Annotated in this window: 11 protein-coding genes and 1 pseudogene; 11 read left to right on the top strand and 1 reads right to left on the bottom strand. The window is 70.7% G+C overall.

All coding sequences use genetic code 11. The features are described from left to right. The 10 genes and pseudogenes from VED21_RS19065 to VED21_RS19110 form a co-directional block, all read left to right on the top strand. Positions 1 to 207 (top strand): annotated as a pseudogene (locus VED21_RS19065) (hypothetical protein); the annotation flags it as partial. Between the two features lie 4 nt (positions 208 to 211). After that, positions 212 to 1720 (top strand): portal protein, encoded by a 1509-nt coding sequence (locus tag VED21_RS19070; protein WP_324884923.1) that lies wholly within the window; start codon positions 212 to 214, stop codon positions 1718 to 1720. Further along, entirely contained in the window at positions 1713 to 1976 is a 264-nt protein-coding gene (locus tag VED21_RS19075) for a hypothetical protein (protein WP_324884925.1), read from the top strand. Before VED21_RS19070 ends, VED21_RS19075 begins: the two co-directional genes overlap by 8 nt. 21 nt (positions 1977 to 1997) lie before the next feature. Continuing rightward, positions 1998 to 2741 carry a capsid assembly protein gene (locus VED21_RS19080; protein ID WP_324884927.1) on the top strand — a complete coding sequence of 248 codons (744 nt, stop codon included), beginning with the start codon at positions 1998 to 2000 and terminating at the stop codon, positions 2739 to 2741. Positions 2742 to 3086: 345 nt separating this feature from the next. Continuing rightward, positions 3087 to 5402 carry an EAL domain-containing protein gene (locus tag VED21_RS19085; protein ID WP_324884930.1) on the top strand — a complete coding sequence of 772 codons (2316 nt, stop codon included), beginning with the start codon at positions 3087 to 3089 and terminating at the stop codon, positions 5400 to 5402. 310 nt (positions 5403 to 5712) lie between these two features. Next, on the top strand, positions 5713 to 6528 hold the full coding sequence (locus VED21_RS19090) for a phage capsid protein (protein ID WP_324884932.1): 816 nt from the start codon (positions 5713 to 5715) through the stop codon (positions 6526 to 6528). A 44-nt stretch (positions 6529 to 6572) separates the two neighbouring features. Then, a complete protein-coding gene (locus VED21_RS19095) occupies positions 6573 to 6842 on the top strand; it encodes a hypothetical protein (RefSeq protein ID WP_324884934.1) in 270 nt (89 codons plus the stop codon). A gap of 281 nt (positions 6843 to 7123) precedes the next feature. Next, positions 7124 to 7690 (top strand): hypothetical protein, encoded by a 567-nt coding sequence (locus VED21_RS19100; protein WP_324884936.1) that lies wholly within the window; start codon positions 7124 to 7126, stop codon positions 7688 to 7690. Next, positions 7690 to 9600, top strand: a complete 1911-nt coding sequence (locus VED21_RS19105) for a hypothetical protein (RefSeq protein WP_324884938.1) — start codon at positions 7690 to 7692, stop codon at positions 9598 to 9600. Before VED21_RS19100 ends, VED21_RS19105 begins: the two co-directional genes overlap by 1 nt. After that, positions 9600 to 10322, top strand: a complete 723-nt coding sequence (locus VED21_RS19110) for a hypothetical protein (RefSeq protein ID WP_324884940.1) — start codon at positions 9600 to 9602, stop codon at positions 10320 to 10322. Before VED21_RS19105 ends, VED21_RS19110 begins: the two co-directional genes overlap by 1 nt. A gap of 303 nt (positions 10323 to 10625) precedes the next feature. Here the strand turns inward: VED21_RS19110 and VED21_RS19115 are convergent, their stop codons facing one another. Then, positions 10626 to 10826, bottom strand: a complete 201-nt coding sequence (locus VED21_RS19115; protein ID WP_324884942.1) for a YegP family protein — start codon at positions 10824 to 10826, stop codon at positions 10626 to 10628. Between the two features lie 216 nt (positions 10827 to 11042). On the opposite strand from VED21_RS19115, the gene VED21_RS19120 reads away from it, so the two are divergent. Then, the coding region (locus VED21_RS19120; protein ID WP_324884944.1) for a phage tail fiber protein at positions 11043 to 11435 on the top strand (393 nt) is incomplete at its 3' end.

An 11435-nucleotide genomic window follows, 5' to 3' on the forward strand; every position in this document is an offset into this window, starting at 1 on the left:
TCCTACACGCCCGCTCCCACCCCCGCCCCGACCCCCGCCCCGGTGCAGCAGCCGCCCGCCGAGCCGGACCCGGACCCGGAGGCGGTGGCCGAGAAGGCCATGCAGCGCCGCACGCGCAGCCGCGCCGGTCTGGTGCGCACCTCCTGGCGCGGCGTGCTCGACACCAACGCACTGGCGCCCGCGCGCAAGCGCCTCCTGGGGGAGTGACGCCGTGACCGCCGCGAAGAAGACCCAACCGGAACCGGCCCTCCTCCTCGAACGCTACAACGCCGCGCGCCAGCGCCGGTCGGTGTGGGAGAGCCATTGGCAGGACTGCTACGACTACGCCCTGCCCAACGGCCGGCCGTTCCTGCACGCCGCCCGCCCCGGCGAGCGCCGCGTCGACCGGCTGTTCGACGGCACCGCGCCCGACGCGGTGGAACAGCTGGCCGCCAGCCTGCTGGCGCAGCTGACCCCGCCGTGGTCCAGCTGGTTCGCGCTGGTCCCCGGCCCCGACCTGTCGGACGCCGAGCGCGACCGCGTCGCCCCCATGCTCGACCGCGCCGCGGCCATCGCGCAGGCGCATTTCGACCGCTCCAACTACGCCGTGGAGGCGCACCAAGCCTTCCTCGACCTCGCCACCGTCGGCACCGCCTGCCTGCTGATGGAGGAGTCCGCCCCCGGCGAGGCGTCCAGTTTCCGCTTCACCGCCGTGCCGCTGGCCGAGGCGGTGCTGGAGGAAGGGCCGGAGGGCCGCCTGGACGGCACCTACCGCCGCAGCGAGCGGACGCTGGCCCAGATCGTCCGGCGCTTTGCCGCCGCCGACATCCCGGAGGAGGTGCGCCGGCGCGCGCAGGAGGACCCCGACGCCCGCTTCGCCGTGGTCGAGGCGGTGCTGCCGGAGGGCACCGCCTACCGCTGGACCGTGGTGCTGGACAGCGGCATCGCCGAACCGGTGCTGCTGGCCGAGGGGCGCTTCGCCCAGTCCCCCTTCATCAGCTTCCGCTGGCTGAAGGCGCCGGGCGAGGTCTACGGCCGCTCCCCCGTCATGAAGGCGCTGCCGGACATCAAGACGGCGAACAAGGTGGTCGAACTCGTGCTGAAGAACGCCTCCATCGCCGTCACCGGCATCTGGCAGGCGGACGACGACGGCGTGCTGAACCCGGCCAGCATCCGCCTCGTTCCCGGCACCATCATTCCGAAGGCGGTGGGCTCCGCCGGGCTGACGCCGCTGGCCGCCCCCGGGCGGTTCGACGTCTCCCAACTCGTGCTCGACGACCTGCGGGCGCGCATCCGCCACGCGCTCATGGCCGACCGCCTCGCCCCCATCGCCGAGGGGCGCATGACGGCGACCGAGGTGCTGGAGCGCTCGGCCGAGATGGCGCGCCTGCTAGGCGCCACCTACGGCCGGCTGCAGGCGGAGCTGCTGACCCCGCTGGTGCTGCGCGGCGTGGCCATCCTGCGTCGGCGCGGCGAGATCCCCGACGTGATGGTCGACGGCCGGCTGGTGCAGCTCCAGCACCGCTCGCCGCTGGCCCAGGCGCAGGCGCAGCGCGACGCCCAGGCGACGCTGCGCTGGCTGGAGGCGGCGCAGGCGCTCGGCCCCTCGGCGCTGGCCACCGTGGACGCCGCCGCCACCGCCCGCTGGCTGGCCGAGGCGTTCGGCGTTCCGGCCAAGCTGGTGCGCAGCGCCGCCGCCCCGCCGCCATCCCCGGTGCCGGCGGAGGTGCCGCATGGCTGACGCCGCCGGCTGGGACTGGTTCGCCGATCCCGCAAACCCCAACCCGGCTGACGACCCCGCACCCAGCTTCGCCCGCTGTTTCGCCGGCCCGGACGGGGAGCGCGTGCTGGCCGTGCTGCGCGCCATGACGCTCAGCCGCACGCTGGGCCCCGACGCGCCGGAGGCGGCGCTGCGCCACTTGGAGGGCCAGCGCGCCCTTGTCGCCACCATCCTCGCCCTGGCCGCGCGCGGCCGGGGGACCCCCACCTCACCCTGACCCCTGCTTGGGAGAACCGCCATGGCCGAAAACCTGCTGACCGCCACCGTGCCCGAGGGCTTACCCGCCGCCCCGCCGGCCGACCCGTCGTTATCCGCATCGTTATCCGGTGTCCGCCCGCCGCTGCTGCCCGAGAAGTTCTGGGACGCGCAGGCTGGCGCCGTGCGCGTCGACGCGCTGCTGAAGTCCTACCTGGAGCTGGAACGCCGGCTGGCGGCGGGCGTCGACCCGTCGCGGATCAACAGCCTGCTCGGCGTGCCGGACAGCCCGGACGGCTACTGCATCGCCTGCGACCACGGCATGTTCACGCCCGACCCGGCGATCAACGCCCGCCTGCACGGCGCCGGCTTCTCGCCGCAGCAGGCGCAGCTGGTCTACGACCTTGCGGCGGAGCACCTGATGCCGCTGATCCAGCAGCTGGCCGCCGAGTTCCAGGCCGAGCGCGAGGTCGAACGTCTGGTCGAGCATTTCGGCGGCGAGGCCAAATGGCGGGAGGTGTCGCGCCAGCTGCTCGCCTGGGCGGCCAAGAACCTGCCGGCGGCGGCGGTCGAGGGCCTGTCGACCACCTATGAAGGGGTGATGGCGCTCTACCGGATGATGACCGGCGGCGAGCCGTCCGCCCTGGAGCGCGGCGAGCCCGCCGCCGCGGCGGGCGAGGGCGACCTGCACGCCCTGATGCGCGATCCCCGCTACTGGCGCGACCGCGACCCCGCCACCGTCGCCAAGGTGACCGAGGGCTTCCAGCGCCTGTACCCGGGGGCGTAGTGACCTATGAAGCCCTTCTCCCCTTGAGGGAGAAGGGTTGGGATGAGGGGTCGTTACCGGCGGAAGCCGGGACAAAGAGTCTTTCTTCCGGCCATCCGGCCGTAACCACCCTCACCCCAACCCCTCTCCCCTCAAGGGAGAGGGGCCTTTTGTTTGTGCGTCAGCCATCGCCAAGTGTTCCCTTCGATTGATAATGATCGCGAGCCGCAACGAAAAGGCGCAAGAATCCGCGCCGCGATGCCGAAAAGGATGTTGCATCCCTGTAATGAAATCGTCAGTTTGATTACGGAAACATAACCCGGCCCGCTGCTTCCCCGCGCGGCCGGAAGGGACGTGCGGCAGGGCATGACACTGCGTCGGAAGATCCGCTGGCTGACCATCGTCGGCCTGCTCGGCTGCCTGTTGGCGGCCATTCCGGCGTTGTACCTCCTGCGCCAGGGCATGATCGGCGAGCGCGAGCGGCTGGCCGCCGGGCTGGTCGAATCCGCGCAGTCCATGCTGGCCAGCCTGAACGGCGCCGTCCAGCGCGGCGAGCTGTCGGTCAGCGACGCGCGCGCCCGCGCCACGCTGGCCGTGCAGGGGCTGGGCGGCGACGTCTTCCGCCTGACCGTCTTCACCGAGGGGCAGGCCCCCGCCGGCTGGCCCGAGAGCGGCCGGGCCGTCGTCGCCACCGGCCGGTTCGAGCCGTGGGGCTGGACCATCGGCGCCGCCTTCGGCACCGCCGACCTGGACCGCGAGTTCACCCGCAACGTGCTGGCCTTCGGCGGCTTCCTGGCGCTGCTGCTGGTGCTGTCCTGGCCGCTGTCGGCCTTTTTGTCGGAACACGTGCTGGGGCCGCTGGAGGCGCTGTCGTCGCGCATGGCGCGCCTCACCCAGGGGCGCACGGACATCGACATCCCCGGCCAGGACCGCACCGACGAGTTCGGCGCCATGGCCCGCGCGCTGGAATACTTCCGCCGCGCCGCCGGCGCCATCATCGAGCGTGACGAGCGGCTGTCCGGCATCATGCGCAACGTCGGCGAGGCGATCGTCCTGGTCGGCGAGGACGGCGCCATCGCCGAACACAACCCGGCCGCCGAGTCGCTGTTCGGCCTCGCCGGCCCGGAGCTGGTCGGCCACGGCTTCGCCGCGCTGTTCGCCGAGGAGGACCGCGGCAGGGTCGAGGCCATGTTCGAGACGCGCCGGGCCAACGCGTCGGGCGGCAAGGCGGTGCGCGTCGAAGGGTTGGGCATCGAGCGGCCCGGCCAGCCGCGGGCGGAGGTGTCGCTGTCGCTGTCGGGCCTGCCGCTGGGCGGCCGGCATCACTACATCGCCGTGCTGGCCGACATCACCGAACGGCTGGAGCACGAGCGCGAGCTGCTGCGCCTCGCCACCCGCGACCGGCTGACCGGCCTGCCCAACCGCGCGCTCATCGAGTCGCTGGTGGAGAGCGCCGTCGAACGGGCGCGCCGCCACAACCGGCGCTTCGCCGTGCTGTGCATGGACCTGTCGCGCTTCAAGCTGATCACCGACACGCTGGGCCACCACGCCGGCGACGCCCTGCTGCTGGAGGTCGCCAAGCGCGTGCAGGCCACCGTGCGCACCGCCGACACGGTGGGCCGCATCGGCTCCGACGACTTCGCCATCCTGCTGGAGGAGGTGGCGGATGGCGAGGAGTCCGCCGCCGTGGCCCAGCGTATCCTCACCGCCTTCGACACCCCGGTGGAGCTGCTGGGGACCGAGCACTACGTGCGCCCCTCCATCGGCATCGCGCTGTTCCCCGATCATGCCGACGACGTGCACGAGCTGATCCGCGCCGCCGACACCGCGCTGTACGCCGCCAAGCGCATGGGCGGCCGGCGCCACGCCTTCTTCCAGAAGGAGATGGCCGACCAGGCGCGCCGCCACCTGGCGCTGGACCGCGACCTGCGCGCCGCGCTGGCGGCCGGCGAGTACCGGCTGCACTACCAGCCCAAGGTGTCGCTGGTCGACTTCGCGCTGGAGGGGTTCGAGGCGCTGCTGCGCTGGGAACGCCCCGGCCACGGCATGGTCCCGCCCGGCGAGTTCATCCCGGTGGCCGAGGAGACCGGCTTCATCGTCCCGCTGGGCGACTGGGTGCTGGAGGAAGCCTGCCGGCAGATGCGCGAGTGGATCGACCAGGGCATGGAGCCGGTGCCGGTGGCCGTCAACATCTCGCCCCGGCAGCTGCGCCAGCGCTCCAGCGAAGACTTCCTCCGTGTCATGGCCAAGTATGCGCTCACCCCCGACCTGATCGAGCTGGAGATCACCGAGGGTGCGGTGATGCAGGACCTGGAGCATGCGCTGACCGTGCTGGAGGAGCTGAAGGCGGCCGGCGTGCGCGTGGCGGTGGACGATTTCGGCACCGGCCATTCGTCCTTGAGCTACCTGAAGCGGCTGCCGATCACGACGCTGAAGATCGACCGCTCCTTCGTCGGCGGCGTTCCGCGCGAACGCGAGGACGCCGGCATCGTTTCCACCATCATCTCCATGGCCGACCTCCTAGGCCTGACCGTGGTGGCCGAGGGGGTGGAGCGGCCGGAGCAGGCGCATTTCCTGCGCCACCACAACTGCCTCGTCGTCCAGGGCTGGCTGACCGGCCGCCCCGTTCCCGCCGCCGAGGCCGCCGGCCTGCTGGAACAGCGCCTGAAGCAGCGCGCGTAGCGCGCCCCTGTCCCGCACGCGCGCATACGTTTGAATGTAGGATTTTTTTCTTGACGCAGACCGCGTCCGGTCCTACAACTCTCCTTGTCAACGCCCCCCGTGTATCCTCCCCTCCACGGTGGGCGGCGACGCTTCCACTCCTGCATGCCTAGCCTGGAAAGGGCTGGCCGGACAACCGAAAGGCCCGGCCAGCCCTTTCCTTTTGTGCGCTCGCCCACGGCCGGACGCGCCGGATCCATCGCGCCCGACAACCGGATGGCGGATCGCGCTCCCCGATCCCTTTTCGGCTTTTCAAAAGGAACGCAATCCTATGTCCACCACCGTGGCCAACGCCTTCGTCAAGCAGTTCGAGCGCGAGGTGCACGAGGCCTTCCAGCGCATGGGCTCCAAGCTGCGCAACACGGTCCGTGCCAAGAACAACGTCCGGGGCGCCTCCACCGTCTTCCAGAAGGTCGGCAAGGGCACCGCCTCCACCAAGGCGCGGCACGGCCAGGTGCCGGTGATGAACGTCGAGCACGAGCCGGTGGAGTGCCTGCTGGCCGACTACTACGCCGGCGACTGGGTCGACAAGATGGACGAATTGAAGACCAACATCGACGAGCGGCAGGTGATCGCCAACGCCGGCGCCTACGCCCTGGGCCGCAAGACGGACGAGCTGATCATCCTCGAACTCGACAAGTCCGCCAACCACGCCGGGGCCGCCACCGACGGCCTGACCAAGGCCAAGGTCCTGGAGGCGTTCGAGAAGATGGGCAACGCCGACGTGCCCGACGACGGCCAGCGCTACGCCGTGGTCGGCTGGAAGCAGTGGAGCCAGCTGCTGGGCATCGACGAGTTCGCCAATTCCGACTACGTCGGCGCGGACGAGCTGCCCTGGCGCGGCACCCAGGCCAAGCGCTGGCTGGGCACGCTGTGGGTCCCGCACTCCGGCCTGACGCTGAAGGACGGCGCGCGCCTGTGCCACTGGTACCACAAGACGGCGGTCGGCCACGCCTCCGGTGCCGACGTGAAGACCGACGTGACGTGGCACGGCGACCGCGCCTCGCACTTCGTCAACAACATGATGAGCCAGGGCGCCTGCCTCATCGACCCCACGGGCGTCGTCACGCTGCGCTGCCTCGAATAGGCGCGCCTCCGGCCCCCGTTTCCCATTCCCTGATGGAGTTTCCCATGGCCTTCGCCCCGAAGGACCTGAGCGTGCTGGCCTACGCCAACGGCTTCACGCTCTGGCACTACACCACCGCCGACGCCCACGGCGACGTCGACACCACCGGCTACTTCAACGGCGCCGCCGACCTGCTGCGCACTGGCGACATGATCCTCGCCAACACCGGCGCCAGCGGCACGGCTGTGGGCGGCATCTTCCTGGTCGCCGGCAACGCCTCCGGCACCGTCGACGTCGCCAACCTGACCCAGGTCGGCGCGACCGACAGCGATTGACGATCACCCCCTCCCCCTGCTCCGCAGGGGGAGGGAAGGGGCCCGCCGAAGGCGGGAAGGGTGGGGGCAACGCCTTGTCCAAGGATCAGTGTTCGTAGGTTGGGTTGAGCGTCAGCGAAAACCCAACAGTCCCAGCGACGCGAGGGGTGTTGGGTCTCGACCCAACCTACGCCGGGCGGGCCGCTGATCCTCGCCGACAACTTGCCCCCACCCTCCCACGCTGCGCGTGGGTCCCTCCCTCCCCCAGCGGGGCTGGGGGAGGGTTCAAAAAGGAATTCCCCATGGCACTCACCGCGATCGGATTGTGCAGCCGGGCGCTGCTGAAGATCGGCGCGGCGCCGATCGCCGCCTTCGACGAGGGCACGGCGGAAGCCGAAGTGGCGGACGCGCTGTACGCCCCCACGCGCGACGCGCTGCTCTCGGCCCGCGCCTGGAGCTTCGCCACCGCGCAGGCCGCGCTGCCGCGCCTCGCCACCGCACCGCTGGCCGACTACGCGCACGCCTTCCAGCTGCCGGCGGATTTCCTGCGGGCACTCTCGGCCGGCGCCGGGCGGGGGCGCGGCCTCGACTACCGGATATCCGGCAAGGCGCTGCACGCCGCGGCCGACGCCGTCGTGCTGACCTACGTCTGCCGTCCGGAGCCGGAGGACTTCCCGGCCTTCTTCGATCAGGCGCTCATCGCCCGCCTCGCGGCCGAGTTCTGCCTGCCGCTGACCGAGAACTCCAGCCGCGCCGAGGTGCTCCAGCGCCTGGCCGAGCAGGAGTTCCGCCGCGCCCGGCTGATCGACGCGCAGCAGGACGTGCAGCCGGGCTTCGAGGATTTCTCGCTGATCGAGGCGCGCGGCTGATGCCCCGGATCCGGCAGGTCAAGACCAACTTCACGGCGGGCGAGATCTCGCGCCGCCTGCTCGGGCGCGGCGACCTGCGCGCCTACGACAACGGGGCGCTGTCCCTGCGCAACCTCTTCATCCACCCCACCGGCGGCGTCACCCGCCGCTCCGGCCTCGCCTTCGTCGACGCGGCGCGCGGCCCCGGCCGGCTGGTGGCGTTCGAGTTCAACACGGAGCAGGTCTACCTGCTGGCCTTCTCGGCCGGCATGATCGACGTCTACCAGGACGACGCGCGCATCGCCTCGGTCGACGCCCCGTGGACCGCCGCGCAGCTGGACCAGATCACCTGGACGCAGAGCGCCGACACCCTGCTGGTCTGCCACCCCGACGTGGCCCCGCGCAAACTGACGCGCAGCGGCGCCACCACCTGGACGCTGGCCGAGTGGGCCTATGTGGAGGAGGACGGCGCGCTGCGCACGCCCTTCTACCGCTTCGCCGACGCCGCCGTGACGCTCACCCCGTCCGGCACCACCGGCGCCATCACGGTGACGGCGTCCGCCCCCGTGTTCGACCCGCTGCACGAGGACACGCGCCTGCGCATCCAGGGCAAACAGGTGCTGGTCACCGGCGTCGTCTCCGCCACCCAGGTCAACGCCACGGTGCAACAGACGCTGCCCAACACCAACGCCACGGTGAACTGGGACGAGCAGGCCTTCAGCCCGCGCCGCGGCTGGCCGGTGGCGGCGGCATTCCACCAGGACCGGCTGGTCGTCGGCGGCTCGCGCGACCTGCCCAACCGGCTGTGGCTGTCGCGCTCGGCCGACATCTGGAACTTCGACCTGGGCACCGGCCAGGACGACGAGGCGATCGAGTTCGGCATCCTGTCCGATCAGGTGAACGCCATCCGCGCCGTCTTCTCCGGCCGCCACCTGCAGCTCTTCACGTCCGGGGCCGAGTACATGGTGTCGGGCGATCCGCTGACGCCGCAGAACATCCAGCTGAACCGGCAGACGCGCATCGGCTCCCCCGTCGACCGCACGCTGGCGCCGCGTGACGTGGACGGCGCTACTCTGTTCGTGTCGCGCAACGGCAAGGAGGTGCGGGAGTTCCTGTACACCGACACCGAGGCCGCCTACCAGGCCAACGACTTGGCATTGCTGGCCCGCCACATCGTCGGCAAGCCGCGCGACCAGGACTTCGACAAGAGCCGCCGCCTGCTGTTCGTGGTGATGGAGGACGGCGCCATCGGCGCGCTCACCGTCTACCGCGCCGAACAGGTGACGGCCTGGACGCGCCTGACCACCGACGGGCAGGCGCGCTCCGTCGCCGTGGTCGGCGACGACGTCTATCTGCTGGTCCGGCGCGGCAGCGCCTGGACCATCGAGCGGTTCGACGACACCCTCAACCTCGACTCAGCCCTGGTGGGGGAGAGCGAGACGCCCATCGCCGTCTGGTCCGGGCTCGACCACCTGGAGGGCCGTAGCGTCGCCGTCGTGGCCGACGGCGTGCAGCGCGCCCCCGTTCCCGTCACCGCCGGGCGCATCACGCTCGACCCGCCGGCCACGCGGGTGGAGGCCGGGTTGCCCTACGCCCACGTCATCGAACCGCTGCCCGCCAACCTGATCGGGCAGGTCGCCGACGGTGCGCTGGTGCGCCTCGTCGCCGTCACCTTCCGGCTGGAGGACACGGCGGCGCTGCGCGTCGACGTCGGGCGCGGGCTGTACGACCTGCCGCTGCACCGCTTCGGGCCCCAGAAAACGGCCGATGGTTCCGCCGACGGCGCGCCGCCGCGCGTGTCGGGCGACCGGCGGCTGCGCGCCCTGGGCTGGCGGCGCGACATCGACGTGCCGCTGTGGCGCATCGAACAGGACGCGCCGCTGCCCTTCACGCTCCTCTCCGTCACCATGGAATTGAAGGTGAGCGACTGATGGCCGGAATCACCCCTTTCGTCACCGCCGTGGCGCCCGTCGTTTCCACGGTGTCCAGCGCCTTCCCGCGCGGCGGCTCGACCACGTCGGACAGTTCCGCCAGCGCCCAGCAGCGGTACGACTACGAGCGCCAGATCCTGGAGCTGAAGGCCCAGCAGGAGCAGCGCCAGCGCGAGGAGGACGCCCGCCGCGCGGCCGAGCAGCAGCGCCTGGAATGGCAGCGCCAGGACGAGCTGCGCCGCCAGGACTGGGAGCGCCAGCAGCAGCAGCGCGCCTGGGAACAGGCGCAGCAGACCGCCCAGCGCTCGCAGGAGCTGGGCTGGCTCGCCCGCTCCCAGGACCAGGAGGCGGCGCAGACCCTTGCCCGCCAGCAGGCCGAGACCGCCACCCAGGACGCCGACGCCCAGGGCCGCCTCGCGGCCCTCACCGCCCAGGCCGAGGCCGAGGAGCGCCGTCGCCGCGACGCGTTGCGCCGCGCCATGGCCCGCAGCCGCGCCAGCCTGGGCGGGCAGGGCGTCAGCGCCGCCGACGGCTCGGGCGAGGCGATCCTGCTCGGCCTCGTCAACGAGACCGACACGGAGGGCAAAAAGGCGGCGCGGGTCGACCAGCTGAAACGCCAGGCGATCCAGCAGGAGATCGACAACCGCCGCCGCCGCAACCTGCTCGAACAGGCCCAGCTGGCCGAACGCCAGCGCCTGGCCTTCTTGAGCAAGTATTTTTGATTTACACCCTCCCCCTGCTCCGCAGGGGGCGCGGAGCCGGTGCCGAAGGCAACGAGCACCGAAGGTGATCGTAGGCGAAGCGCGGTCGCCCGACTTGCGGGCGACCGTGGAGGGACCCACGCGAAGCGTGGGAGGGTGGGGCAACGCCTTCTTCCCCAAGGATCAGCAGGCAGTAGGTTGGGTTGAGCGCTAGCGAAAACCCAACATTCCCCGCCGTGAAGGACGATAGGTCCAGACCCAACCTACTTCTTTCGGTTTTGGCGAGGAGGTGCGCCACATAATTTGTGACGCACCTCCTGTATTTTAATGCTCTTCTTTGATCAGAGCGGTCGACGACGACTGAACCAGGGAGATGCCGTGCAGGCAATCTTCCTTGTTCTTATATCCTTCGCCAGAGTCGGCAATGATATTGCCGTTGCTGTGCTTCAGGCGCCAACGCCATTCTCCTTTGGCGTCTTTCTTGTAGTAGAAGGTAAGGCCAGACTTAGTGAGTGCTGAAAACATGATTTACTCCAGCATGAGAGATTTCGCTGATGTCGCTGCCAACAAAGTTGTGCTCTTTGCGCAGCGTGGTGGAGTTGGGTTTGAGTGATTCAACTTTCAACGGGGCGCTAAATAAAAATATTTGCATTCAAATGTATTCAGAGAATGCAACGACTCGATGATGCGATGAAATACGAAAAACGTGCGCAGGACGTTGATCCTCGCAAGGAGCCCCCCATGACAGCGACCATCCAGATCCCGCGCGGCACGCCGCGCGCGCAGTACGTCGCCGACGGCGCGCAGGCCGCCTTCACCTTCCCGTTCCCGATCTTCGCGTCGGAGGATGTGCAGGTCTTCCTGGGCGCCGCCCTCCAGTCCACCGGCTACACCGTGTCCGGCGCCGGGGACAGCGCCGGCGGCACCGTCGCCTTCGCGTCCGCCCCCGCCGCCGGCACCACGGTGACGTTGCGCCGCCGCGTGCCGGTGGAGCGCATGACCGACTTCCTGGAAAGCGGCCCGCTGACGGCCTCCGCCCTCAACCGCGAGCTGGACGCGCTCACCGCCTGCCTCCAGCAGGTGGCCGGCGACCAGGAGCTGATGCTGCGCTACGCCGACACCGACCTGCCGGCC

It is taken from the genome of Azospirillum sp., assembly GCF_035627195.1.
GTDB lineage: Bacteria > Pseudomonadota > Alphaproteobacteria > Azospirillales > Azospirillaceae > Azospirillum.